Below are 25,692 nucleotides of genomic sequence, written 5' to 3' on the forward strand. Positions count from 1 at the left end.
TATCCACACTCAAGGAGGAAAAAAATGTCGCTTGAATTTGATAATAACAGTGAAAACTTTGCAAAGATAAGGGTTTTCGGAGTAGGTGGCGCAGGAAACAATGCTGTGAACCGTATGATAGAGTTTGGGGTGAAGGGAGCGGAGCTCATCGCTATCAATACAGATAAGCAAGCGCTGTTCCTTTCAAAGGCAGACCAGAAAATACAGATCGGCGAGAAGCTGACCAAAGGACTTGGTTCCGGCGCAGACCCGGAGACGGGAAGGAAAGCAGCGGAAGAAAGCCGCGAAGAATTGGAACAGGCCGTCAAAGGTTCGGATCTCGTATTTGTATCCTGCGGCTTGGGCGGCGGTACCGGAACGGGTGCGGCGCCGGTGGTTGCGGAAATCGCCAAAGAAAGCAATGCGCTGACGATCGGCTTTGTGACAAAACCGTTCTGGTTTGAAGGGCATCCGAGGGCAAAGGCGGCAGATGTGGGCTTTGAAACGCTGAAATCTGTTGTGGATACGATCGTAACGATCCCCAATGATAAGCTGCTCAATACCGTGGGCAAGGATACGCCGCTTGTGGATGCGTTCCGCGTGGCGGACGACGTGCTCCGCCAGGGGATACAGGGCATTATTGACCTGATCGGTAAACCGGCCCTGATCAACTTAGACTTTGCAGACGTTAAAAAAGTGATGACGCTGCGCGGCGTTGCACATATGGGTATTGGGATCGGCTATGGCGAAAATAAGACGGTCGAAGCAGCAAAGCAGGCGATCAACAGCCCGCTTCTCGATACGACGATTGAGGGCGCACGCGGGATTATATTCAATGTGACCGGCGATCCGTCGCTCGGTATGTACGAGATACAGGAAGCCGCGAAGATTATTCAGGAAAGCGCTGATCCGGAGGCGGATGTGTTCTTCGGCGTATGTATTGATCCTTCGCTGGATGACGAAGTCCGGATCACGGTGATTGCGACCGGGTTTGATGCGCAGCCTGTTGCAGGAAGTTCCGCGGATAACCGGATCGATACCTCCGGTAAGCCGAAATTAAAGGAAACGATCAGCTTTACAGATGAAGAACCTCTCGATGTGGAGCCGTTTGCTTCGCCTGTGAGCAGGCAGAAACCGTCGTTGGACGTCCCGGAGGCTCCGAGTATGGGCAGTGGCAGCGCAGACAGCGGATTGGATGTATTTGGCGATGAGGATCTGGAAATCCCTTCGTTCCTGAAAAAGAAACCGAGAAGGAACAGAAGCGATTATTGATTGGGAATGAAGCGAAACTCCCTGCTTTGGGCAGGGAGTTTTTTGTTGGCTTTTAAGAAAAAACATCTGTAAAATTGTGGAAAACCGAAAAAATATTGATTTCATTAATAATAAATAAATATTCATTAAAACATGCGACATGAAACGACAAAATAATAGAAATATCGCGTGATATGATGTTATAAGATAAGTTGACTAAAGGAGCAGGCTTGAAATGAAAGGTATGCCCGCTGTTTCTGATAGAGCCGATAGCCCGGATCGTACGGAAGCTGGTTTAGGAAAGGGAAAATTGGAACTGATCGAAGGACATTTGGACGTGGTGTCGATACTCGCCTGTAAATATGCCAACCGCCAGGTTCGTAAAGAGGAGTTGGTATCGGTGGGCAGCATTGGACTGATCAAGGCGGCGGAAAGCTATGATACCGCTAAAAAGGTGAAGTTCAGCACCTATGCTTCAGCGTGTATTAAAAATGAAATACTTATGTTTTTGCGCAGGAATGCGCATGCATCCAAAGAGATATCGCTAGACGAAACGATGGCCCGGGCGGATGACGACCTGAAACTGGAGGGACTGCTCGGAACGGGGGAAGATGCGGTCTGGGATGTTGTTGAGAAGCAGGAAAACCGAAAGCTGCTGGAGGAGATGCTGCAACATCTGCCACCGCGGCAGCAGGAGATTGTGAATTACCGCTTCGGCCTGAAGGGATATCCGGAAAAGACACAGAAGGAGCTGGCACATTTGCTGGGGCTTTCCCAGTCATATATTTCCAAAGTTGAAAAGAAAATATTGTCCTCTATGAGAAAGAAAATAAACGCACGCTAAAGCACCGTAAAAGGTGCTTTTTTTTACTAAATATGGTATAATATACATATTTCTGGTTGGATTCTTCTCAATATGTATGGAGGAAAAAAGATTGAAGTGTATTTATTGTGATTTTGCGGAAAGCAAAGTGGTGGATTCCAGGCCCGTGGACGATGGGACATCCATTCGCCGCCGGCGCGAATGTTTAAGCTGTGGGAAACGCTTTACCACATATGAAAAGGTGGAGAGCCTTCCGGTTTTCGTCGTGAAAAAGGACGGAAAGAGGGAAGCTTTCGATATTGAAAAAATCAAAAAAGGTGTTGTCAAGGCGTGTGAAAAGCGTGAAGTTTCGTATGACGAGATCGAAACGCTGATCAATGAAATCGAACGCACGGTTTACAATTCACCCAAACAGGAGATCACGTCCCATGAGGTAGGAGAGATCGTAATGGAGGGGCTGCGCAAGTTGGACGAGGTGGCGTATGTACGCTTTGCATCGGTCTACCGGCAGTTTAAGGACATCAATACATTCAAAGAAGAACTCAATAAGCTTTTGACGGAGGAATAGATGGCGGCTTTTTCAGGGAAGGTGCGGCATGGATTTGAACAGCGGGAGACAGAAGGCGTCCGCTATTTTGTGATTCCGTCTTTTCTGGAAGCAGGTGTGACGAAGCATTGTTTTACGACGCGGATCGGCGGGGTGAGCGATGGAGTCTATTCCACGCTCAATTTGAGCCGGACGAGAGAAAACAATCCGGAACATAAAAAAGAAAACCTGATGCGCGTATGCGGGGCTATTGGTGTGCCGTATGAAAGCATCACGCTGGTCAATTACGCGCATGGCGACGGTGTTTACCTTGTAGGGGCCAATGATGCGGGCAAAGGGATCACGAAGGAAACAGACCTGCCGCCCTGCGATGCTTTGGTCATAAGGGAAAGCGGGATCACCGCCCATACCCTGCACGCGGACTGTGTGCCGCTGTTTTTTTTAGACCCTATAAAGCGCGTAGCGTGTGTGAGCCATGCGGGTTGGCGTGGAGTCTATTACGGGATCACAGGGAATATCATTGAATTGTTTCAGGAAAAGTGCGGGTGCAGCCCAAAAGATATCCTCGTCGGTATTGGCCCGCACATCATGGGCTGTTGCTTTGAGGTGAAGGAAGACGTTGCGAAGCCTTTTATGGAAAAATTCGGCGAGGCTGTAGTAATGACGAGGCAGGGAAAAACATATGTGGATCTGCAGTTGGCGCTGCTCAGGCAAATGGAGCAATGCGGCCTGCTGCCTGAACATATTACCTGTGCCGACCTTTGCACCTGTTGCAGGGAAGATTTGTTTTATTCACATAGGAGGGATTGCGGAAAAACGGGCGCCATGGGGTCGTTTATCGCTTTTGATTGATACGCTGATGGAAAAGATATATTTGGACTATGCCGCTACAACTTATGTAAGGGACGAAGTCCTGGAAGAGATGCTGCCTTATTTCAAGGAGGGGTTCGGGAATCCGTCTAGCCTGTATGAAAGCGGGCGGCGTGCGGCGGGCGTGCTCGATGCGGCGAGAAAAAGTATGGCGAAGAGCCTGGGGGCGGCGTCGAAAAACGAGATACATTTTACGGCCTGCGGGACGGAAAGTGATAATTGGGCGCTGCGTGGCATCATGGAGGCCAATGCAAAAAAGGGAAAGCACCTTGTCACGACCGCAGCGGAGCACCATGCGGTGCTGCATGCTGCGGGGCATTTGGAAACGCTGGGGTATGAAGTGACGGTGCTGCCGGTGGATGAATATGGCGCGGTGAGCGCGGAACAGGTCAAAAATGCGTTGCGGGCAGACACGGTGCTGGTATCCGTAATCTATGCGAACAATGAGGTGGGAACGGTCAATCCGATCAGGGAGATCGGCCGGGTCGTGAGGGAAGCAGGTGTGCTTTTCCATACGGATGCGGTGCAGGCGGCGGGCAGTATTCCGCTCGATGTACAAAAGGACTGGATTGACCTGCTGTCCTTATCGGCACACAAGTTTTATGGCCCGAAGGGCGTCGGCGCATTGTATGTACGTGAGGGCGTGAAGATAGCCCCTTTGCTGTACGGCGGCGCGCAGGAACGCAAGAGGCGTGCGGGAACAGAGAACGTACCGGAAATCGCGGGGATGGCAAAAGCGCTCCTGCTTGCCGTGCAGGAGATGGACGAAGAAATGCGGCGGATATCGCTGTTGCGGGATTATATGATGGAAAAGGTGAGGGAATGCTTGCCGCGTGCAGTGGTCAACGGACATGGAACACACAGGCTGCCCAACAATGTAAACATTTCCCTCAAAGGGATCGAATCGGAGGCGGCGCTTTTGAGCCTCGATATGGCTGGCATCGAATGTTCGAGCGGGTCTGCATGTACCAGCGGATCGCTGGAGCCATCGCATGTGCTGCTGGCGATGGGAAAGCCGCCGGAAGAAGTCAGGAGCGCACTGCGCTTTACATTGGGAAAAACGACGACCAAAGAGCAGATCGACCGGGTGCTTGGACAGCTTAAAGAGCTGCACTGCCGCGCAGACCGGCTGGAAGAATGCTGAAAAAGGGCGAAACAAGGGAATATATTGATTTACAGATCAAAAGAAGTAGGTTATAATGAAACAGGAACGGCCTGGGGTAGGGCGGAACATGTTGGAGGCGAAAAAATGTCTGATTTAGATAAAACCATGCAATTTAATTTTGACAAGGAACTGGAAAACCCGGTTCGCGGCATCATTCGTATCGTGAGCGAAGCAATGCGTGAAAAGGGCTATGACCCGGTGAACCAATTGATCGGATATATCGTTTCCGGTGACCCAACGTATATCACGGGATATAAAAATGCCCGTTCCCTGATCGCGAGCGTGGACAGGGATGAGCTTTTGGAAGAACTGGTCAGCTTTTATATCAAGCAAATATAATAAAATGAAGATCACGCCCTCGAGTGTTTGGGCGTGATTTTTTGAACAGGAGAACAGTTTGGCAAGAATCATAGGACTGGACGTAGGGGACAAAAGGATCGGGATCGCCCTTTCCGACTTACTGATGATCACGGCACAGCCGGTCGAAACATATACCAGGACGCAGGAGGAGCAATCGGATATTGAGTATCTGGTTGGTTTGATGGAAAAGAACGATGTGGATAAAATCGTTTGCGGCCTTCCGAAAAATATGAACGGGACGATCGGCGAGCAGGCGGAGAAGGTACAGGCTTTTGCGGAGAAGCTCAAAGAAGCGAGCGGGAAGCAGCTCGTATACTGGGATGAGCGCCTGACGACCAAAAGTGCGCACCGGACGCTCCTGGAAGCGGATGTAAGCCGAAAAAAACGAAAAAAGGTAGTGGACAAGATTGCTGCTGTTTATATCCTTCAGGGGTATATGGACAGTATATCGATATGAAAGAATGCATCCGGAAAGGAAATGAAACGATGAGTGAAGAATTGAATTTGATCGAAATGCAGGACGAAGACGGTAACGTATTACAATTTGAGCATTTGCTGACATTTGAAGTAGACGACAGTTTTTATGTCGCTTTTACGCCGGTCGAAAAGATGGAAGAATTCGATGTGGGCGAAGTGCTGATCATGCGGATCGAGGAGGGCGACGACGGAGACGTTTATGTGCCGATCGAAACGGAACAGGAACTGGACGAGCTATGGGGCATCTTCCAGCAGCTTTATTACGAAGACGATGAAGAAGAAGAGGACGGCGAGGAATAATATCCTTGCATTCCCTGTTTTCTTTGTGGTATAATATCAGACGATAACGCACCTGGAGCGGATTCCAGCACTCGTGCCGGAAACGGTGACGCTGGAGGTAAAGCACAGGGAGGCATAAAACGAGGAGGTTTATTTAATATGTCAGTTATTTCAATGAAACAACTTTTAGAAGCAGGTGTGCATTTCGGACACCAGACCCGCCGTTGGAACCCGAAGATGAAACGGTTCATCTTCACGGAAAGAAACGGTATCTACATCATCGACCTTCAGAAAACAGTCAAGGAAGTAGAAAAAGCATATTATTTTGTACGCGACATCGCTATGGACAATAAATCGGTGCTTTTTGTCGGTACAAAAAAACAGGCGCAGGATTCCATCGAATCCGAAGCGAAACGCTGTGGCCAGTTCTATGTGGCTAACAGGTGGCTGGGCGGCATGCTCACAAACTTTAAGACAATGAGAAGCCGTGTCGCAAGGCTCAATAAGATCGAGGATATGGAAACAAACGGAGATATGGAGCTTCTGCCAAAAAAGGAAGTAATCCAGCTCATGCACGAGAAAGAAAAGCTGCTGAAAAACCTGGGCGGTATCCGCGAAATGAAAGACCTGCCGGGCGCGCTTTTCATCGTTGACCCGAGAAAAGAAAGAATTGCAATCGCAGAAGCCAGGAACTTGGGTATCCCGGTCGTTGCAATCGTTGATACGAACTGTGATCCCGATGAAGTGGATTATCCGATCCCGGGCAATGACGATGCGATCCGTGCGGTCAAGCTGATCGCCTCCAAGATGGCGGACGCGGTACTGGAGGGCAAGCAGGGCGAGCAGATGGAAGAAGCGGAGCAGGAGGCTGCTGCGGTCGTGACAGAGGCAGAGATCGAAGTCGCTGCGGCGGAAGAGATCGCCGAAGAAATCGCAAAAGAAATTCTTCCCGAAGAAGTTGTTGTTGTGGAAGAAGCCGTTGAAGAAGCGCCTGCAGCAGTGGAAGCGGAAGCAGCGGAAGAAAAATAATAGTGATATCAATATTTGGAGGGTTTATCCATGGTTTCAGCAAGTGATGTAAAGACACTGCGCGAAAGATCGGGCGCAGGGATGATGGACTGCAAAAATGCGCTTAGTGAAGCGAATGGCGACATTGAAAAAGCAAGTGAGATCCTTAGGGAAAAAGGACTTGCAGCCGCTGTAAAAAAAGCGGGCAGGATCGCTGCGGAGGGTATCGTCGGTTCTTATATCCATATGGGCGGTAAGATCGGCGTGCTGGTTGAAGTAAACTGCGAGACGGACTTTGTTGCAAAAACGGATCAGTTCCACGACCTTGTAAAGGATATCGCGATGCATATTGCAGCAGCGAACCCGCTGTATGTCTCCGAAGAAGAGGTGGATCCGGCAGTACTGGAAAAGGAAAAGGAAATCCTGACGGCACAGGCTCTCAATGAAGGGAAGCCTGCCAATGTCGTTGAAAAAATGGTAGAAGGCAGGATCAAGAAATACAAGAAAGAGATTTGCCTTTTGGACCAGCCTTTTGTAAAGGATCCGGACAAGACGATCCAAGACCTTTTGAACGAGCAGGTTGCAACGATTGGGGAAAAGATTTCCATCCGTCGTTTTGCAAGATACGAGATGGGCGAAGGCTTGGAAAAGCGGCAGGATGATTTCCAGAAGGAAGTTATGGAGCAAGCGGGTCTTTAAGACTTTAAAAAAGAGAACACATTCGTGTTCTCTTTTTTTTAGCAAAATATAGCGAGGAGAAAAGCATGGAACCGAAATATAAAAGAGTAATCATGAAAATCAGCGGCGAGGCGCTGTGTTCTGAGAAAAACCATCCCCTTGATTTTGATATCGTGGCGAATGTGGCGGATCAGATCATTGCAATCGCGGAACAGGGAGTAGAGGTCGGCATTATTGTAGGCGGCGGGAATATCTGGCGCGGCGCACGGGTGGGCGCGCATATGGATCGGACGACCGCGGATTATATGGGCATGCTGGCAACGGTTATCAATGCGCTCGCTATGCAGGACGCCCTGGAGGAAAAAGGACTGCAGACGCGCGTACAGACGGCGATCGAGATGCGCCAGATCGCGGAACCTTATATCCGCAGAAAGGCAATGAAGCATCTGGAAAAAGGGCGTGTCGTCATCTTTGCCTGCGGCACGGGCAACCCTTATTTTTCAACAGATACTGCTGCGGCGCTGCGCGCGGCTGAAATGGAAGTGGATCTTATCATGCTGGCGAAGAACGTGGATGCGGTGTATGACAGCGATCCGAAGACGAACCCGGATGCCAAACGTTTTGAGTATATCTCCTATATGGATGTGATCAACAAAGGCCTCGCGGTTATGGACAACACGGCGATCACGCTTTGCATGGATAACCATATCCCGATCATCGTCTTTGGGGTCAATGAGAAAGACAGTATACAGCGCGTGGTCAGCGGGGAACAAATCGGTACGACGATCAAGTAGACCCGCCGGTAAGAATCAAGGGAATGGGCATTGTGTTTTATGGCTTTTTGCGATACAATATAATGTAGAAAATGAAGACCATTTTTATGCAATCTGAGAATGATGAAAGGAATGGATTTTGATATGCAAGTGGAACATGAGGCACTGAAAACAGCGGAAGAAAAGATGGAGAAGACGCTTAACGTCTTGAAAAAAGAATTGGTGAGTATCCGTGCGGGGAGGGCGAATGCACAGCTCCTTGACGGCATTATGGTAGATTATTATGGTACGCCCACGCCCATCAGCCAGGTGGGGAACATTTCGGCGCCGGAACCGAGATTACTCGTGATCTCGCTTTGGGACACCAATATTTTGCATGAAGTGGAAAAGGCGATACAAGCTTCCGACCTTGGCATCAACCCAGCCAACGACGGCAAGGTGATCCGGCTTGCTTTCCCGGAAGTCACTGGGGAAAAGCGTCAAGAGCTGGTAAAGCTGGCAAAGAAAAAAGCGGAAGAATCAAAGATCGCGATCCGTGCGATCCGCCGGGACGCCAACGAAGTATTTAAAAAGGAAAAAAAGACGAGTACGCTGACCGAAGACGATTATGATATCCTTGAAAAGGAGATACAGGAGCTGACGGATAAAAAGGTCAAGAAAGTCGAAGAAATACTGCAGTCGAAGGAAAAGGAAATCCTCGAAATATGATGCAGCTTCTGGGACTGCCTCTTGATCAAGTTTCTAAGATGCTGGAAAGGGAAGCGATTCCCTACAGGGTCGTCTATTATCGGTCGTATAAGCCATATGAAGACGCCGACTCTGTTCGCGTGATACGCGCGCGGGAAACGGATGGCGTATATGAGCTTGTCGTCGGTGAATTTAAAACAGGAATTGATGAGGAATCCCAGAGCTGACCGGCTTTGGGATTTCATTTTTTAAGCGGTATGGAGGGAATGGGATTTGGGCCTTTTTTCAAAAAAGAGAAAAGCAGAATTAAAAGCTTTGGACATGAGCAGCTTGCCCGTGCACGTTGCGATCATCATGGACGGCAACGGGCGGTGGGCAAAAAAGCGTATGATGCCGCGTGTCGCAGGTCACAGGGCGGGGATGGGCAAGGTAAAGACTATCATTCGCATGAGCAGCGACATTGGCATCCGTTATTTGACGCTTTACGCGTTTTCGACGGAAAACTGGAAACGCCCCAAAGAAGAGGTCGGGGCGCTGATGGGATTGTTAATAGAATATTTACAGAAAGAACTTGACGAGATGCATGAGAAAAATGTAATATTCAATACCATAGGGGATATTACAAAACTTCCCAAAGAAGTGATCGCCGTGTTGGAAAACGCGAAGGAAAAGACAAAAAACAACACGGGGATGACGCTGAATATCGCGCTGAATTACGGTTCGCGTGCAGAGATCGCGGAGGCAGTGAGGAAGATTGCCGGGGAAGTGAAGGATGGTGGGCTCGCAGTAGAAGATATCGATATGCAGACGATTTCGGATCACCTGGAAACTGCCGGGCAGCCGGATCCGGATTTTATGATCCGTACCAGCGGCGAAGAGCGCCTTTCCAACTATCTCCTGTATCAGCTGGCGTATGCCGAGTTTTATTTTACGCCCGTTTATTGGCCGGACTTCGATGAGCGGGAATATGAAAATGCCTTGGTCGAATATCAGGGCCGGCAAAGAAGATACGGCGGACTGAAGGGGTAGGGTATGTTAAAAAGGATACTGGTCGCGATACCGATCGTTATTATCGTTGCGCTGGCACTGTTTGTACAGAGCTGGGTATTGGCCGTCTTTGCGGTCGTCCTCGGATGCATGAGCCAGTTTGAAATCGTGCGTGCAATGGATGGAAACGGTAAGCCGGTCGTAAAAACGGTAAGCTTCCTGTTTGCAGGGATATTGGCAGCTTTATTTTTGGTCGATTTCGGGAACAGACAGGCATGGGGCCCATTTACAGCGTCGTACTTTACGCCGACAACTGTGCTGGTTTTGTTTGTGGCATTGACGATGACCACTTTTATTGCGGCCATGTTTTCAAAACGCCATACGGCGGAAAGTGTTGGAAACACAGTGCTGACACTCGTTTACCCGCAGATGCTCCTGGCCTTATTCTATGCTTTGATCCTGACCTTTGCATACCCGCATTATGTGCACGATTGGTTTGATGTTTTCCATCATTACGACGAGCCGTATACTGGACAGCTGGTTATGCTGCTTATGGTATTCCTTCCCGCGATGTTCTCCGATACGTTTGCCTATTTCTTTGGGATGGCGTTCGGAAAGCGTAAGCTATGCCCGCAGATCAGTCCTAAAAAAACGGTAGCGGGATGCGTGGCGGGAATTATCGGCGGCGTTGTGGCGGCTCTGCTGATCTGGCTGGTATTTGACAATATGATCTATCTGAGCGGGCATTATATTGTTATGGGGCCGCTTGTGAATTACCTGGCTGCGGGAGGGATCCTGGCAGCGATCTCGCAATTTGGGGATTTATCCGCATCGTTTTTGAAACGGGCGCTGGGCATCAAGGATTTTGGAAAGCTGCTGCCGGGACATGGCGGTGTGATGGACAGGATAGACAGTGTTATATTCTGCATTCCCGTGGTTTTTATTTTGTCGATGACGGCTATAATCTGACAGGAGAAAATATTTGAAAAAAGTTACGATACTGGGAGTAACGGGATCGGTCGGACGGCAGACGCTGGATGTGGCGCTCGCGTATCCTGAAGAAATAGAAATCGTATGTATGTCAGCCCATACGCATGCGGAGGAGTTGGCAGAGCTTGCAAACCGGGCCCGCCCGGAATATGTGGCGCTGACGGGGCTGCAAGACGTTGCTAAGCTGAAGTCTTTGCTTACATATGAAGCAAAAATCATCAGTGGGAAAGATGCGCTCAAGCTGGCATGCGGCGCAGGCGATCCTGATTTGGTGGCTCTTTCCGTTTTGGGGATCGCAGGATTGCCGGCGTTTGAGGAGTGCCTCAAAACCCATACGGCAGTGGCGCTTGCAAACAAGGAATCGCTTGTTTGCGGCGGTGAAGTCACGAAGAAGATGATAGAGGAGACCGGAACGCTCATCCTTCCCGTAGACAGCGAGCATTCGGCGTTGTTCCAGTGCCTGGGACAGAAATATAAGGTACGCAAGGTACGCAGGCTGTGGGTGACGGCTTCGGGCGGCCCGTTTTTGAAATGGGAAAAAGAAAAAATATATCATGCGCCCAAAGAAAGCGCATTGAAACATCCAAGATGGGACATGGGCAGGAAGATCACCATTGATTCGGCTTCGCTTGCAAACAAGGGGCTGGAAGTGATCGAAGCGCATTATATGTACCACATGAAACCACAGGATATCAAGGTTCTGGTGCACCCGCAGAGTATGGTGCATTCGATGGTGGAGTTTGAAGATTGTTCATTGCTGGCACAATTGGGGCCGGTGGATATGCGTATGCCGATACAGAAGGCGTTGCTCTATCCGCAGATGAAGGAGAGCCGTCTTACGAAAGCGCTTAATTTTTATGAAATCAGCAGGCTTGATTTTATTGAACCGGACATGGAGCGGTTCCCCTGCCTGCGGCTTGCGTATGACGCAATGGAAACGAAAACGACGGCGGTATTCAATACAGCCAATGAGGCTGCGGTAGATCTGTATCTGAATGATCGGATCTGCTTCGGCAGGATACCGGAAATAATAGAAGACAGTATGCATAAATTTTGTGGAAGGAACCCGCAGAGTATAGATGAGATACTGTCTATGGACGCCGAAATCCGGGAGTATGTGAAAGGCCTGCTCTAGGATGTACGGTTTTGGAGGAACATAATTGCAGATATTTCTTAGTATTATCATTACGCTGCTGGTACTGACGGGACTTGTGGTCGCGCACGAGTTTGGGCACTATATTGTGGCGAAGAAAAACGGGATCAAAGTGACCGAGTTTGCGATCGGGTTTGGGCCTAAGCTGGTCAAGTGGTATAGAAACGGGACGGAATTTTCGATCCGGCCGTTTTTTATCGGCGGGTTCAACAAATTCGCCGATGATGAGGAAAAAGACCCGGAACCGGGGGATTTTCGTGCGGCTTCGCTGAAAAGCCGTTTCCTGACGATCATTGCCGGCCCGGCAATGAATATCATCGTAGCGGTCATCTTATCTACTGTGATTTTGATGACGGCCGGGGATTTCCAAATCAATCCGAATCCGCAGTTCAGCGTGCAGGTGCAGGAAACAGTGCAGGGGTCGCCCGCGGAAACGAGCGGGATCCTGCCGGGCGACGTCGTCAAAAGTATGAATGGTGTGGAAATACACGATAATGCCAGTTGGAACGAAGCGATCAATGCGGACAGCGGAGAAAAAAGAAGCATCGTCCTCCTCCGTGACGGGCAGGAGATCGAACTGGAAGTACCGTTTTCGGGGACGAGTGAAGATGGCAGCAAGCTGATTGGGATGAATGTGCAGGCGGAGCCTGTGAAGTATCATTTTTTTGAGGCGGTCGGCATGAGCTTCCAATGGCTGTTTTTAATGGTGGGTCAAATGTTTACCGCGCTCGGCCAGTTGTTCTTTATGGGACAGGGAATCGAAAATATGGCGGGTATCGTCGGCGTGGTACAAATCGTCGGGCAGGTGATCCCGTATGGATTGGTGAGTATATTGACGCTTTCAGCGCTGTTGAGCGTGAACCTGGCAATCATTAACCTGCTGCCGATCCCGGCGCTGGACGGCGGCAAGATCGTATTATATGCGGTGGAAGGGATACGCAAGAAGCCTGCGCCCCTGAAAGTGGAAGGGATATTGAACCTGATCGGTATGGTGCTGGTCTTTGGACTGGCGATTTTCCTGGTATTCCAGGACGTTTCCAGGATGGTTATGTGAGGATGTATGGGATGAAAACCAAAACGGTCAAAATCGGTGGTGTAAATATTGGCGAAGGCAACAAAATCGCGATCCAGTCTATGACGAATACCGATACCAAAAAGGTACGGGAAACGGTGGCGCAGATTTTGGCGCTGGAGCAGGCGGGGTGCGAGATCGTGCGCAGCGCGGTCTATGACGAGGAGTGCGCGCGGTATATTCCCAAGATCAAAGACCAGATACACATCCCGTTTGTGGCGGACGTTCATTTTGACGCCAATATCGCTGTAGCCGCCATTGAAAACGGTGTGGACAAGATACGCATCAACCCGGGAAATATCGGAAATGAAAAAAAGGTAATGCGGGTTGTGGATGCGGCCAAAGCGGCGGGCATACCGATCCGTGTGGGAGCGAACGCAGGATCGCTTTCCAAAGACATGCTGGATAAATTCGGCGGGCCAACGCCCGAAGCGCTGGTCGAGAGCGCGCTTGCCAATATCCGCATTTTAGAAAAGGCAGGATTCGATAATATCGTCGTATCGATCAAATCGTCAAGCGCGCCCGTTTGCGTGAAGGCATACCGCGGTATTTCCAAGCTTGTGCCGTATCCGCTCCACCTGGGTGTGACGGAAGCGGGGACATACAACAGCGCGGTCGTCAAATCAGCGGTCGGACTGGGGTCGTTGCTGCTCGACGGGATCGGCGATACGATCCGTGTATCGATCACCGGCGATCCGGTGCAAGAGGTACATGCGGCGCGTGACATCTTAAAGAGCTGCGGGCTCCTGCAAAACAGCGTGGAAATCATTTCCTGCCCCACGTGCGGCAGGTGTACGATCGATATCGAAAAAATCGCGACGAGCATAGAGCGTTTTACAAAAGATATCAAGGTTCCCATGAAGATCGCGGTCATGGGCTGTGCGGTCAATGGCCCGGGGGAAGCGCGGGAAGCCGATCTGGGAATCGCGGGCGGACGCGGCGAAGGACTGTTGTTCGCGCATGGCGAAGTTTTGCGGAAAGTGGATGAGTTCGATATTTTGCCTGAATTGCGGCGTATGATACTTGAGTTGGCAGAAGAGAGGGAGCAAAGCAATTGAACGCGCAAATCAAAAACCTTGCACAAATCCTGGAAAAAATAAACAGTGATGCGCGTTTTGGCGACGCGATCCGTTTTGACCGCGTGGAATATTCGGAAGAACAGGAACTGCTGGATGTCTTTTTCAAGACTTCAAAGCATCTGGCGCCCGCGCATTTTTTAAAGCTCAAAAAAGCGCTTGCGGAATCGTGCAGCACAGGGCTGTGCATCCTGCTGGATCAATCGGATTTCAAACAGGAATTTTGCGATAACAAGGAGACCTTGGAAAAATATATCAAGGATTTTATAGCGCTGACGCAGCCTACGGTGATCCCCTTTATCCGCAGTGCGGCAATCAGGCTGAAAGATAACCTTCTGCATATCGATTTTGACAGCGATATGGGCGAAGGTGTTTTTTTGTCCATGGGCGTACAGGAGAAGGTAGAAGCCTACCTGCGCGGAACTTACGGGATACAGGGAGTCGTGCGTACCGGGGTTTCGCAGGAGGCCGCAGGAGAATATGAGCCGGATGAAGAGATCGGCAGGATCCTTGCGCAGCAAAGCAAGCCGGAAACAGCGAACGTAAACAAGCCTTTGAAACCACATCCGGCAGTGCGCCCAACGGGTGGGAACGATGATGCACCGCCGTGGGAGGACAGGCCCGCTGCGGCCCCTAAAAAGGCGCGTGCGGAGGGTGCGGCGGCACCGGCCTTTACCACACAGATATGCAACCTTCGCGCGGATGAAAAATGTACGATCGAAGGCGAAGTCGTTTTTACAGAGGATAAGGAGCTGAAAGACGGCGAGCTGGTAAAGCATAAATTCGTGGTGTGCGACTACAGCGCAAGCGTCACCTGCTTTTTCCTGGAAAGCAGTAAATACAAAACAAAGCTGGCCGCACCCAAGGTGGGTCAGTGGATCGTGCTATCCGGAATGTGCACGGACGATCCTTATGAGCATGAAAAGACGATCAAGGCTCAGAGGATCGAGCGTTCCAGCCACAAGGACAGGGAAGATACGGCCGAAGAAAAGCGCGTAGAGCTGCATACACATACCCAGATGTCGGCACAGGACGGCGTTTCCGACGTGCGCAAGATCATCAAGCGCGCGGCGCAGTGGGGGCACAAGGCGATCGCGATTACAGACCATGGCGTGGTGCAGGCTTTCCCGGATGCGGCGAATGCTGCCAAGCAAAACGGGATCCGCGTAATCTATGGCGTGGAAGCCTACATGATAGATGATTCCAAAAAGATATATGATTCCAACGAGAAAAAGAGTTTTGACGAGGAATATGTCGTTTTTGACATCGAAACGACAGGGCTTTCGCACATCAACTGCGACATTACCGAAATCGGTGCGGTGCGTGTGAAAAACGGAGAGGCGCTGGATCGGTTCCAGACTTTTGTGAAGCCGTCAAAGCCCATCCCGCCCAAGATCGTTTCCCTTACGGGGATCACGGACGATATGGTGAAGGATGCGCCGTTGCCGCAAGAAGCTCTTTTGGCGTTCAAACAGTTCTGCGGCGAAGACTGCGTGCTGGTGGCGCATAATTCGGCTTTCGATACGAAGTTTATTTTTCACAAATCCAAAGAATTTGGCATCACATACTCCAACAAAGTCGTGGATTCGCTTGCGCTGTGCCGGCTGGCGTTCCCAAAGCTCAAAAACCATAAACTGAACACGGTGGCCGCGCATTTGCGCATCCCGCTCGACCATCACCGGGCGGTAAACGATGCAGTTTGCACGGCGGGGATCATGCTGCGCTGTTTTGAAGAATTCCGCAAAAACGACGCACAGGATATGCAGGACGTAAACCAACTGTTTGCCGGACAGGCCGGCGGGAAAAACGCGAGGGCTTACCACACGATCATTTTGTGCAAAAACAAACGCGGCTTAAGGAATTTATACAAGCTGATCTCACATGCGCATTTGGATCATTTCTACAGGAAGCCGCGTATGCCCAAAAGCCTGATCGAAGAGCACAGGGAAGGGATCATCATCGGTTCCGCGTGCGAAGCGGGCGAACTTTACCAGGCGCTGCTTGCCGGGGCTTCGGAAAAAAAACTGGAGGAAATCGCAGGATTTTACGATTATCTGGAAATACAGCCGGTCGGTAACAATGCATTTATGGTCAAGCAGGGCATCCTTGCCAGCGAGGACGATATCAGGACGTGCAACCGCAGGATCGTCGAATTGGGTAAGAAGCTGGGTAAGCCGGTGGTGGCGACATGCGACGTCCATTTTTTAGACCCGCAGGACGAATATTTCAGGCGTATTATTTTCCAGGTGCAAGGATATGACGATACGGAGCAGGCGCCGCTTTATTTGCGTACGACGGACGAAATGCTGGAAGAATTCGCCTATCTTGGTGAAAAGACCGCATATGAGGTCGTTGTGACCAATTCCAACAAAATCGCGGATATGACGGAGGAGATCGAGCTGTTCCAGGCGGAAACGGCGATGCCGACCATCGAGGGCGCGGCGGAAAAGATCACGGAGCTTGCTTTTCGGACGGCAAAGGAAAAGTATGGGGATCCGCTGCCCGAGCTCATCGAGGCGAGATTGAAGCGCGAGCTGGATTCGATCGTCGGGCATGGGTTCTCCGTACTCTATTACAGTGCGCACAGGCTGGTCAAAAAGTCAAACGAAGATGGTTATCTGGTCGGCTCCAGGGGCTCTGTCGGCTCCAGCCTCGCGGCGACGATGACGGGGATCACGGAAGTAAACCCGCTGCCGCCGCACTACGTCTGCCCAAACTGCAAGCACTCGGATTTTGACGTTGACAAGGAAAGCTATGCCGTGGGCGTCGATCTTCCGGACAAGGATTGCCCGGTGTGCGGTACGAAGTATTTAAAAGACGGTTATGATATCCCGTTCGAGGTATTCCTGGGGATCGATGCGGACAAGGTGCCTGATATCGACCTCAATTTCTCCGGCGAATACCAGCCGGTCGCGCATAAGTACACGGAGGTATTGTTTGGGGAAGGGCATGTGTTCCGTGCGGGGACGATCAGCGCGGTTAAGGACAAGATCGCCTATGGCTATGTCAAAAAATTCCTTGAACAAACGGGAACGTATGCAAACGAAGCGGAGATCAACCGCCTGGTGCAGGGAGTTTCAGGCGTTAAAAAGACCACGGGGCAGCATCCGGGCGGGATCGTAATCGTCCCGTCGGACAGGGAAATCTATGAGTTTACGCCTGTGCAGCGTCCGGCAGACGCCGCGGATGCGGAATGGGTGACGACGCACTTTGACTTCAACTCCATGCATGATATCCTGATCAAGCTGGATATCCTGGGGCACGATGTTCCGACCATTATCAGGCTCCTGCAGGATATGACGGGCATCGACCCGCTGACGATCCCGCTGGACGACAAGCCGACGATGGATTTGTTTTCGGGACTCAAGCCGCTTAAGTTAAAGCCGGCAGACCTGCTCGGCATACAGACGGGGACGCTGGGCATCCCGGAGTTCGGCACGAAATTCGTGCGCCAGATGCTGATGGACACCAAACCCACAAGCATGGCGGAGATCATCCGTATCAGCGGACTTTCCCACGGCACGGACGTATGGCTGGGAAATGCGCAGGATTTGATCAAAGCGGGAACCTGTACCCTGCGCGAGGCGATATGTACCCGCGACGACATCATGAACTATCTGGTGGACAAGGGGGTGGAGAAGCGCATGGCTTTCTTCATCATGGAGGCGACCAGAAAAGGGAAGATCGCAAAAAACGGTTTTTCTGAGGACATGCAAAAAGCGCTGGATGATGCGCACATTGCGGAATGGTTTATCGAGTCCTGTAAGAAGATCAAGTATATGTTCCCCAAAGCGCACGCGGCGGCGTACGTGATCATGGCCTACCGTATTGCTTACTGCAAGGTACATCATCCGGAAGCGTTTTACGCTTCCTACTTTACGGTGCGCGCGGGCGAATTCGACGCTTCCTATGTAACGGGCGGGCTGGACGATATCAAGAAGAACTGGCAGATGCTTGAAAACAAAGGCAAAAGCGCAACGGCAAATGAAAAAAATATGGCGACGATGCTGGAAGTGGCCTGCGAAATGTATTTGCGCGGCATCCACTTTTTGCCTGTCGACCTGAAAAAATCCGCCGTGGATAAATTCCTGATCGAAAAGGGCGGGATCCGGCTGCCGTTCTTATCTGTGCCCAAGCTGGGCGGCAACGCGGCGGCAAAGATTGTGGAGGAGCGCGAGCAGGCGGATTTTCTTTCCATAGAAGACTTGCGGAAGCGTGCAAAAGTTTCTGCATCCGTGATAGAGGAAATGCAAAAAATGGGGACTTTGACGGGCCTCACGGAGACAAACCAGCTGAGCTTGTTCGATTTATGACCCGCCTGATTTTCAATTGACTATTACTGGCTGCGGCTATATAATATATGAGTGAGTTTTCTTGTGGAATTGCTTTGTGCAAACGTTCCGGCACGGGCAGTTCCGTTTTTCATCATTTGCGCTTTGGTATGTCCGGGGGCGGGTGGTAATAATAGAATTGGGAGGAACAGTAAATGAGGAAGCGAAGCGTAATTGGCATTATTGTCACTTTTGTTTTAATTGCTTTGCTGTGTGTTTTTGTTGTAAACGGCTTTTCTGCCGGGGTTTATGATGTTAAGCCTTTAAGCGGAATCCAGCAGGGGCTCGACCTGACGGGCGGCGTATATGTCGTTTACCAGGCGGATGACACATCGATAGACAATTTTGACCAGAAAATGGACGGAGCCATGCTAGTCCTGCGGCAACGCCTCGACGCCAAGGGATATACGGAGGCAACCATCACCAAACAGGGGTCTGATAAAATCAGGGTAGAGATACCGATCAACGAGAGCAGCGAGGTCAAGGATCCCGATGAGGTGTCGAAGTTTATCGGGACGCCGGCCAAGCTTGCGTTTGTCGACCCGGATGGAAATACGATCCTGGAAGGCGAACAGATCGAACAGGCGCATGTGACGCAGGACAGCAATAAACAATATGCGGTATCGTTCAAATTGAACGATGAAGGTGCGCAGGCTTTTTCGGAAGCCACCAAAGAGTTTGTGGGCCAGGTTATTTCCATCACCATCGACGGAGAAACCATTTCTTCCCCAAAAGTCAACGAACAGATCCCCAATGGAGAGGGTATCATCACCGGCGGGACAGGGAAAGGTTTCAGCTATGAAGAAGCGGAAAACCTTGCATTGCAGATCGAGAGCGGTGCGCTCCCTCTGGATTTAAAGGAGATAGAAGTGCGCTCGATGAGCGCGACGCTCGGCGTCGGCGCGCTGCAGAACAGTATTATGGCAGGCTTGATCGGCCTTGCGATATTGTTCATATTCATGCTCATCGTTTACCGGCTGCCGGGGCTCGTTGCCTGCATGGCGCTTACGGTATATGTATGCTTCGTCCTGTTATTGCTGGGAAGCGTCCCGGGGGTACAGCTCACCTTGCCGGGTATAGCCGGTATCGTTTTAGGTATCGGTATGGCCGTGGATGCGAACGTTATCATATTCGAGAGGTTTAAAGAGGAGTTCCGTACGGGAAAAACATTGCGGACTTCTGTGGACGCAGGGTTCAAAAAGGCGTTTGTCACGATCCTGGATTCCAACGTTACGACGCTGATCTGTGCGATCGTACTGGCGATCTTCGGCGCGGGGACGCTGAAAAGCTTTGCGTATACGCTGATCATCAGTATCATCGTATCCATGATCTCTGCGCTGCTGATCACGAGGGGCATCCTGAAAATGTTTGTGAACCTGAACATCAAGAACCCGAATGTATTTATGGCTAAGGCGAAGGAATTGCGCGCCGCGGCCAAGGCCAAAAAGGAAGGGGGCGTGGCATAATGTTTACGAAAAACTTTAAATGGTTTGTGATCTTGCCAATTGTAATCATTATTCTGGGCGTGATCTTTGGCGCTGTCAACGGCGGCCTCAACCTGGGTATCGATTTTACGGGCGGTAATATCACAACGATTGAGTTTGGCGGCGATTTTGATACGGGCGTTGTGAAAAAAGCGCTGGATGACAATGGTATGGGGGATTCTCCCATCGTCCAGACGGGGGAAAACTATACGCAGGCACAGATCCGTATGCGCTTATTGCCGGATGAGGAGCAGCAGGCGGATGTGAACTCGGCGATCATTGCGGAGATCCAAGAGACCTATCCGGATGCTACGATCGCCTCTGTTGACCGCGTGGGCGGAGTGACCAGCAGCGAGCTTGTCAGGAACGCGTTCCTGGCGGTTGCGGTGGCGTGTGTGTTGATGCTTATATACATCTGGATCCGCTTTGAGCTGTTTAACGGGATCAGCGCGGTCATTACGCTGGTGCACGATGTTGCGATCATGATCGCGATCGTCAGTATCATGCGGATACAAATCAACAGTGCGTTTATCGCGGCCTGCCTTACGATCATCGGTTACGCGATCAATAATACGATCGTTGTCTTTGACCGGGTACGCGATAACCTGAAGATCATGGGCTTAAGGCAGCATACGCGCAGCGAAATTGCGAACAAGAGTATCAAGGAAACACTGACAAGGACGGTCAACACGTCGGTGACGACGCTGATCATGATCTTAGCCCTTTATATCTTCGGCGTCGAGGCAATCAAGGAATTCGCTTTCCCGATCATTGTCGGCCTGCTGGCGGGCGTATATTCGTCCGTGCTGATTTCGGCACCGCTTTGGGCGCTGATGGCGGATAAATTCGACAAGAAGAAGAAAACGCAAAGCAAGGCGGGAAGCAATAAGAAAGCACAGCAAAAGGCGAAGAAGAAAGCGGTAAAAGCATAATAGGGAAAAGACCTTCTTAAAACAAGGAGGTCTTTTTTGAAAGCAAGGGTTTATGAAATGAGATATGTCTTAAAACAAAAACCGCAGATCAGCAATGATGAGGCCGCGATTGGCAAAATGAGCAGCGCGCTGAAGATTTCTCCGTTGACGGCCCGTCTTTTGTGTGCCCGCGGCATTACCAGCGTAGAGGCGGCACGCTTGTTTTTGAATCCCGGCGTTTCCCAGCTTAACGACCCTTATTTGTTCCGTGATATGCACGACGTTGTGAGTATGGTAAGGCATACGATCGCCGTGAAAGGGAAGATATGCGTTTATGGGGACTATGACGCGGATGGGACTTCCGCCTGCGCTATTTTGTACCAGGTACTGAAAAAGTTGCAGGCAAAGGTGGAATGTTTTTTGCCCGACAGGATGGAGCATGGCTATGGGCTCTCTTCGGACAGCATAGAAAAGCTTCAGGGGACGGACTTGCTCATCACCGTGGATTGCGGGATCACCAATGTGGCGGAGATCGCGCGTGCAAAAGAGCTGGGCATGAAAACGATCGTGACAGACCACCACGAATGTCCGCCGGTTTTGCCGAAGGCGGATTTTATCATTAACCCCAAATGCCCGGGGGAGACATATCCTTACCATGACCTGTGCGGCGCAGGCGTAGCGTTCAAGATCGCGCAGGCGCTGCTGGGAAAAGATGCGCTTGCTTATATCGACCTGGCAGCCCTCGCGACCATTGCGGATATTGTCCCGCTGCAGGGGGAAAACCGCGCGATCGCGGCATTGGGCCTCCAGAAGATCAATAGCGACCCCAACCCGGGGATTGCTGCGCTGATCGCGCAGGCCTGCCCAAAAAGGAATGAGATCGACGCACAGACAGTCTCGTTCGTTTTAGCGCCGCGCATCAATGCCGCAGGCAGGATATCCACGGCGAGGATCGCCTTCGAGCTTTTGAGCGACACCAACGAAAGCAAATTGGAGCAGCTTGCAAAAAAGCTGTGCGAGCTCAATACGGATCGCCAAAAGCGACAGGAAAAGGTCGTAAACGAGGCCATGGAGATGGTGGGTGATCCTGATGACAGGAAGATCATTTTACTCTACAAGGAGGACTGGGATATTGGGATCGTAGGGCTTGCGGCTTCCAAGGTTACGGAAGCTTTCATGCGGCCCACCGTGCTATTGGGCGGCACGGAAACGGATGGTATATTTACAGGCTCGGCGCGCAGTATTGACGGCGTCAATATTTATGAAGCGCTGCAGTCGCAGGCCCAGTTTTATGAGAAGTTCGGCGGCCATGCCGGCGCCGCAGGACTAACGATCAGGCAGGAGCATCTGGAGCAGCTCACAAGCCGCCTGGACTCTTATATGAACGAACATTATACGGAAGAAATTTTCCGTCCGGTCAAATATTACGATATGGAGATCGGGACGGGTGATATCAACAACCGGTTGATCGGCGAATTTGACCGTTTGAGGCCGTTCGGGCATAAAAATGAACAGATAGAAGTGTTGGTCAGAAAGGTGCAGGTCAGGGATATACGGCCGATCGGCGAAGACAGGCACGCGAAATTCCGCATCGGGGAAGGCGGACACGCCGTGAATGGCGTAGTGTTTGGCATGCAGGCGGCAGACGTGCCTTCACAAGCGGACATTGTGGGCGTACTCAATGTCAATACGTTTGACAATAAGCCGCAGATGATCGTGAACACTTTTTCGTTTGACGAGACATTAAAGCGGCAATACCAGAAAGCCGAAAGTTACATTGAGAGATGTGGGCAGCCGTCCGCATTGGAAAAGGAAACCTATTTTTGTGGGCGGGAAACGCTGCTCAAGATATATGTGATCCTGAAAGGCGTCAGCGACCAGAAGATATCGTTTTTAGACGAGGGGGCAATGGCGGCTTTCCTTGAAAAGTATGTGGATGGCATAGATGTGGAAAAAATTGCTTTTGCGACGCTGGTACTGCGCCAAATTGGATTGCTAGAAATAAAAAAAAGTGATAGAATACACATTATGATAAAAAATGGAAAACGCGACCTTATGGAAAGCGCTGTTTACCAGAAATTTTCTTGAGAGGGAGAAAAGGCCAATGGATCTGAAGGCGAAAATAAGAAATATCATGGATTTTCCGGAACCGGGGGTTGTTTTCAGGGATATCACGACCCTGGTCAAGGATCCGGATGCGTTTGCATATGTGACGGACACGTTTGCCGACCGCGTAAAGGATGAAAATGTTGATATCATCGTCGTACTGGATGCGCGTGGTTTTTTGTTCGGTTCTCCCGTTGCGTATAAACTTAGGAAAGGGATCGTACCGGTCAGAAAGGCGGGGAAACTGCCATCGGACGCATTCCATGTGGAATACCATCTGGAATATGGTATGGATAAGTTTGAAATGCATACGGACGCGATCCAGCCAGGTATGCGTGTGGCGGTCTTTGACGACCTGCTCGCGACGGGCGGTACGGCGAAAGCCGCGTGCGACCTGGTGAAAATGGCAGGTGCGGAAGTAACATCGCTTAACTTTGTGATTGAGCTTACAGACCTTGGCGGGCGTGACGTCCTCAAGGGATATAACGTATTCTCTCTGGTACAGTATTAGGACAGAAAAAAAGGGGAAGTTTGGGTGTCGGGTTATTACCAGGATTTTGTGAGACGGCATAAACTTGAATATGACGCAGACGTAGAAAAAGCGTTTGCCATGGCGGAGAAAGCGCACGAAGGACAGTTCCGCCATTCCGGCGAACCCTTTTTTACGCACCCGCTGGCAGTCGCCGACATCATCGCGGACCTTGGGCTTGACAATACGACGGTCATCGCCGGGATATTGCATGACGCGGTGGAAGATACGCTGCTGACGATCGACGAGATCGAGCAGGAGTTCACCCCTGAAATCGCCAAACTGGTCGACGGCGTGACCAAATTGAAAAATTATGATTTTAAGACCCGCGAAGAGCAACAGTGGGAGAGCCTGCGCAAAATGTTCCTTGCCATGGCATCGGATATCCGCGTGGTCATCATCAAGCTTGCCGACCGCCTGCACAATATGCGGACATTAAAATACCAGTCGGAAAACAAGCAGATTGAAAAAGCGACGGAGACGTTGGAAATCTATGCCCCGCTAGCGCACCGGCTGGGTATCAGCGCGATCAAGTGGGAGCTTGAGGACTTGTCCCTTAAATTTTTGCATCCGGACGATTATTTCGAGATTGCCAACAAGATTGCTTCCACGCGCGTGGAACGTGAGAAACAGATCAATTCCGTGATTGCGAAGCTGGAAGACAAGCTGATTGAAATGAAAATCAAGGCGGAGATCGAAGGCCGTCCCAAGCACATTTACAGCATCTATAAAAAGATGAAAAACAAAAACAAGGTCTTTGAAGAGGTGTACGACCTGATCGCGATCCGCATTATCGTTTCCAGCGTGAAGGATTGCTACGGTGTTTTGGGGCTCGTGCATACCATGTGGAAGCCGATACCGCTTCGTTTCAAGGATTATATTGCCGTTCCCAAGCAGAATATGTACCAGTCGCTGCACACGACGCTTCTGGGCGACGACGGCAAGCCGTTTGAGGTACAGATACGGACGTACGATATGCACCGTACGGCGGAATATGGTATCGCTGCGCACTGGAAATACAAAGAAGGCACCAAAGCCGGCAACGATATGGACGCGAAGCTTTCATGGCTGCGCGAGCTGATGGAGTGGCAGAACGACATGAAGGACTCCAAGGAATTTATGGAGACTTTAAAAGTCGATATTTTTGCGGATAATGTGTTCGTCTTTACACCCAAGGGCGATGTAAAAGACTTTGTGAATGGTTCTACGCCGCTGGACTTTGCTTACAGTATCCACAGCGCGATCGGTAACAAGTGCGTGGGAGCGAAGGCAAACGGCAAGCTTGTCCCGCTGGATTACAAGATGCGTACAGGCGACATCATTGAGATCGTGACCTCGAATACGGCGACCCCCAGCCGGGATTGGCTGAAATTCGTCAAGACCACGCAGGCGCGCAGCAAAATCAAGCAGTGGTTCAAAAAACAGCTGAAAGAAGAAAATATCGTCAAGGGCAAAGAGATGCTGGAAAAGGAAGCCAAGCGGCAGGGCTACCAGCTGCATGAGCTTCTCAACACCGATTGGCTGAGCGTGCTTTATAAGCGTTTTACGCTCAATTCGCAGGACGATATGTTTGCGGCGATCGGGTATGGATCGATTACGGTCAACCAGATCCTCCTGAAGCTGATCGAGCAGTATAAGATCGCCAATAATATCGATACGGGCAGCGATGAGCTAAAAATTGTAAAGCGCACGGGCAAGGGCTCGGAAGGCGATATCACCGTCAAAGGCAGTACGGGATTGGCGGTGAGGTTTGCAAAGTGCTGCAACCCGGTGCCGGGCGACGACATCATCGGTTATATCACGCGCGGCCGCGGCGTATGCGTCCATACGAAGGATTGCAAAAACCTTAAGGAAATGGGAGTAGACAAAGACCGGCTGATCGACGTTGCCTGGGTAGCGGATCAAACTGCGAGCTACAATGTGGAAGTACAGATCGTAGCAAGCGACAGGCCGGGGCTGATGGTGGAGATATCGCAGGCGATGTACAACGCCAACAAGGATATCACGGCAATCAACGCACATTCGGCGAAGAACGGTATGGCCAATATCTCGCTTCGCTCAAACATCACCTCGGTGGATGATCTGAATGACCTGATCAATAAGCTGCGAAATTTGAAAGGTGTAAAAGACGTGTTCCGCGTCAATTACTAGAAGCA

24 protein-coding genes are annotated in these 25,692 nt (G+C 50.8%); all 24 read left to right on the plus strand.

What is annotated here, in order from left to right:
* Positions 1 to 24 precede the first annotated feature (24 nt).
* The 24 genes from ftsZ (at position 25) to BN6471_RS08055 (ending at position 25,687) form a co-directional block, all read left to right on the plus strand.
* Positions 25 to 1,251, plus strand: coding sequence for a cell division protein FtsZ (gene ftsZ / locus BN6471_RS07940; protein ID WP_066647494.1), 1,227 nt, complete (start codon positions 25 to 27; stop codon positions 1,249 to 1,251).
* A gap of 214 nt (positions 1,252 to 1,465) precedes the next feature.
* On the plus strand, positions 1,466 to 2,074 hold the full coding sequence (locus BN6471_RS07945) for a sigma-70 family RNA polymerase sigma factor (protein WP_066647496.1): 609 nt from the start codon (positions 1,466 to 1,468) through the stop codon (positions 2,072 to 2,074).
* Positions 2,075 to 2,165: 91 nt separating this feature from the next.
* On the plus strand, positions 2,166 to 2,621 hold the full coding sequence (nrdR, locus tag BN6471_RS07950) for a transcriptional regulator NrdR (protein WP_066647505.1): 456 nt from the start codon (positions 2,166 to 2,168) through the stop codon (positions 2,619 to 2,621).
* Entirely contained in the window at positions 2,622 to 3,452 is an 831-nt protein-coding gene (gene pgeF, locus BN6471_RS07955; protein WP_066647508.1) for a peptidoglycan editing factor PgeF, read from the plus strand. It begins immediately after the preceding gene.
* Between the two features lie 7 nt (positions 3,453 to 3,459).
* Positions 3,460 to 4,614: a cysteine desulfurase family protein gene (locus BN6471_RS07960; protein ID WP_066649965.1), complete on the plus strand. Its 1,155-nt coding sequence runs from the start codon at positions 3,460 to 3,462 to the stop codon at positions 4,612 to 4,614.
* A gap of 105 nt (positions 4,615 to 4,719) precedes the next feature.
* Entirely contained in the window at positions 4,720 to 4,974 is a 255-nt protein-coding gene (locus tag BN6471_RS07965) for an IreB family regulatory phosphoprotein (protein WP_066647511.1), read from the plus strand.
* 124 nt (positions 4,975 to 5,098) lie between these two features.
* Positions 5,099 to 5,452 (plus strand): Holliday junction resolvase RuvX, encoded by a 354-nt coding sequence (gene ruvX, locus BN6471_RS07970; protein ID WP_407919471.1) that lies wholly within the window; start codon positions 5,099 to 5,101, stop codon positions 5,450 to 5,452.
* Between the two features lie 29 nt (positions 5,453 to 5,481).
* Complete coding sequence (locus BN6471_RS07975; RefSeq protein ID WP_162270195.1) at positions 5,482 to 5,772, plus strand: DUF1292 domain-containing protein; 291 nt, start codon at positions 5,482 to 5,484, stop codon at positions 5,770 to 5,772.
* A gap of 138 nt (positions 5,773 to 5,910) precedes the next feature.
* Positions 5,911 to 6,780, plus strand: a complete 870-nt coding sequence (rpsB, locus tag BN6471_RS07980) for a 30S ribosomal protein S2 (protein ID WP_066647518.1) — start codon at positions 5,911 to 5,913, stop codon at positions 6,778 to 6,780.
* A gap of 30 nt (positions 6,781 to 6,810) precedes the next feature.
* Entirely contained in the window at positions 6,811 to 7,458 is a 648-nt protein-coding gene (tsf, locus tag BN6471_RS07985; protein WP_066647520.1) for a translation elongation factor Ts, read from the plus strand.
* Positions 7,459 to 7,523: 65 nt separating this feature from the next.
* Complete coding sequence (pyrH, locus tag BN6471_RS07990) at positions 7,524 to 8,231, plus strand: UMP kinase (protein ID WP_066647523.1); 708 nt, start codon at positions 7,524 to 7,526, stop codon at positions 8,229 to 8,231.
* Positions 8,232 to 8,354: 123 nt separating this feature from the next.
* The gene (gene frr / locus BN6471_RS07995) at positions 8,355 to 8,918 is read left to right on the plus strand and encodes a ribosome recycling factor (RefSeq protein ID WP_066649967.1); all 564 of its coding nucleotides are present in this window, start codon (positions 8,355 to 8,357) and stop codon (positions 8,916 to 8,918) included.
* Positions 8,915 to 9,124 carry a hypothetical protein gene (locus BN6471_RS08000; RefSeq protein ID WP_066647525.1) on the plus strand — a complete coding sequence of 70 codons (210 nt, stop codon included), beginning with the start codon at positions 8,915 to 8,917 and terminating at the stop codon, positions 9,122 to 9,124. Before frr ends, BN6471_RS08000 begins: the two co-directional genes overlap by 4 nt.
* A gap of 46 nt (positions 9,125 to 9,170) precedes the next feature.
* Positions 9,171 to 9,926 (plus strand): isoprenyl transferase, encoded by a 756-nt coding sequence (locus tag BN6471_RS08005; RefSeq protein ID WP_278287582.1) that lies wholly within the window; start codon positions 9,171 to 9,173, stop codon positions 9,924 to 9,926.
* 3 nt (positions 9,927 to 9,929) lie between these two features.
* Positions 9,930 to 10,853, plus strand: coding sequence for a phosphatidate cytidylyltransferase (locus BN6471_RS08010; RefSeq protein WP_066647527.1), 924 nt, complete (start codon positions 9,930 to 9,932; stop codon positions 10,851 to 10,853).
* Positions 10,854 to 10,866: 13 nt separating this feature from the next.
* On the plus strand, positions 10,867 to 12,009 hold the full coding sequence (dxr, locus tag BN6471_RS08015) for a 1-deoxy-D-xylulose-5-phosphate reductoisomerase (RefSeq protein WP_066647529.1): 1,143 nt from the start codon (positions 10,867 to 10,869) through the stop codon (positions 12,007 to 12,009).
* Between the two features lie 25 nt (positions 12,010 to 12,034).
* Entirely contained in the window at positions 12,035 to 13,081 is a 1,047-nt protein-coding gene (locus tag BN6471_RS08020; protein WP_066647532.1) for a M50 family metallopeptidase, read from the plus strand.
* Between the two features lie 2 nt (positions 13,082 to 13,083).
* The gene (gene ispG, locus BN6471_RS08025) at positions 13,084 to 14,157 is read left to right on the plus strand and encodes a flavodoxin-dependent (E)-4-hydroxy-3-methylbut-2-enyl-diphosphate synthase (RefSeq protein ID WP_066647534.1); all 1,074 of its coding nucleotides are present in this window, start codon (positions 13,084 to 13,086) and stop codon (positions 14,155 to 14,157) included.
* Positions 14,154 to 18,488 carry a PolC-type DNA polymerase III gene (locus BN6471_RS08030; protein ID WP_066647539.1) on the plus strand — a complete coding sequence of 1,445 codons (4,335 nt, stop codon included), beginning with the start codon at positions 14,154 to 14,156 and terminating at the stop codon, positions 18,486 to 18,488. The genes ispG and BN6471_RS08030 overlap by 4 nt, the downstream gene beginning before the upstream one ends.
* Positions 18,489 to 18,661: 173 nt before the next feature.
* Positions 18,662 to 19,972 (plus strand): protein translocase subunit SecD, encoded by a 1,311-nt coding sequence (gene secD, locus BN6471_RS08035; protein WP_066647543.1) that lies wholly within the window; start codon positions 18,662 to 18,664, stop codon positions 19,970 to 19,972.
* Positions 19,972 to 20,922, plus strand: coding sequence for a protein translocase subunit SecF (gene secF, locus BN6471_RS08040; RefSeq protein WP_066647550.1), 951 nt, complete (start codon positions 19,972 to 19,974; stop codon positions 20,920 to 20,922). Before secD ends, secF begins: the two co-directional genes overlap by 1 nt.
* Before the next feature lie 36 nt (positions 20,923 to 20,958).
* On the plus strand, positions 20,959 to 22,989 hold the full coding sequence (gene recJ, locus BN6471_RS08045) for a single-stranded-DNA-specific exonuclease RecJ (RefSeq protein WP_066647553.1): 2,031 nt from the start codon (positions 20,959 to 20,961) through the stop codon (positions 22,987 to 22,989).
* Between the two features lie 16 nt (positions 22,990 to 23,005).
* On the plus strand, positions 23,006 to 23,518 hold the full coding sequence (locus tag BN6471_RS08050; protein ID WP_066647555.1) for an adenine phosphoribosyltransferase: 513 nt from the start codon (positions 23,006 to 23,008) through the stop codon (positions 23,516 to 23,518).
* Positions 23,519 to 23,542: 24 nt separating this feature from the next.
* The gene (locus tag BN6471_RS08055) at positions 23,543 to 25,687 is read left to right on the plus strand and encodes a RelA/SpoT family protein (RefSeq protein WP_074025763.1); all 2,145 of its coding nucleotides are present in this window, start codon (positions 23,543 to 23,545) and stop codon (positions 25,685 to 25,687) included.
* The last annotated feature ends 5 nt before the right edge of the window (positions 25,688 to 25,692 follow it).

The organism is Christensenella timonensis, from assembly GCF_900087015.1.
GTDB lineage: Bacteria > Bacillota > Clostridia > Christensenellales > Christensenellaceae > Christensenella > Christensenella timonensis.

Coding starts and splice junctions, on each gene's coding strand:
- ftsZ (WP_066647494.1), top strand. CDS start 25: ATGTCGCTTGAATTTGATAATAACAGTGAAAACTTTGCAAAGATAAGG.
- BN6471_RS07945 (WP_066647496.1), top strand. CDS start 1,466: ATGAAAGGTATGCCCGCTGTTTCTGATAGAGCCGATAGCCCGGATCGT.
- pgeF (WP_066647508.1), top strand. CDS start 2,622: ATGGCGGCTTTTTCAGGGAAGGTGCGGCATGGATTTGAACAGCGGGAG.
- BN6471_RS07960 (WP_066649965.1), top strand. CDS start 3,460: ATGGAAAAGATATATTTGGACTATGCCGCTACAACTTATGTAAGGGAC.
- BN6471_RS07965 (WP_066647511.1), top strand. CDS start 4,720: ATGTCTGATTTAGATAAAACCATGCAATTTAATTTTGACAAGGAACTG.
- ruvX (WP_407919471.1), top strand. CDS start 5,099: ATGATCACGGCACAGCCGGTCGAAACATATACCAGGACGCAGGAGGAG.
- BN6471_RS07975 (WP_162270195.1), top strand. CDS start 5,482: ATGAGTGAAGAATTGAATTTGATCGAAATGCAGGACGAAGACGGTAAC.
- rpsB (WP_066647518.1), top strand. CDS start 5,911: ATGTCAGTTATTTCAATGAAACAACTTTTAGAAGCAGGTGTGCATTTC.
- tsf (WP_066647520.1), top strand. CDS start 6,811: ATGGTTTCAGCAAGTGATGTAAAGACACTGCGCGAAAGATCGGGCGCA.
- pyrH (WP_066647523.1), top strand. CDS start 7,524: ATGGAACCGAAATATAAAAGAGTAATCATGAAAATCAGCGGCGAGGCG.
- frr (WP_066649967.1), top strand. CDS start 8,355: ATGCAAGTGGAACATGAGGCACTGAAAACAGCGGAAGAAAAGATGGAG.
- BN6471_RS08000 (WP_066647525.1), top strand. CDS start 8,915: ATGATGCAGCTTCTGGGACTGCCTCTTGATCAAGTTTCTAAGATGCTG.
- BN6471_RS08010 (WP_066647527.1), top strand. CDS start 9,930: ATGTTAAAAAGGATACTGGTCGCGATACCGATCGTTATTATCGTTGCG.
- ispG (WP_066647534.1), top strand. CDS start 13,084: ATGTATGGGATGAAAACCAAAACGGTCAAAATCGGTGGTGTAAATATT.
- secD (WP_066647543.1), top strand. CDS start 18,662: ATGAGGAAGCGAAGCGTAATTGGCATTATTGTCACTTTTGTTTTAATT.
- secF (WP_066647550.1), top strand. CDS start 19,972: ATGTTTACGAAAAACTTTAAATGGTTTGTGATCTTGCCAATTGTAATC.
- BN6471_RS08050 (WP_066647555.1), top strand. CDS start 23,006: ATGGATCTGAAGGCGAAAATAAGAAATATCATGGATTTTCCGGAACCG.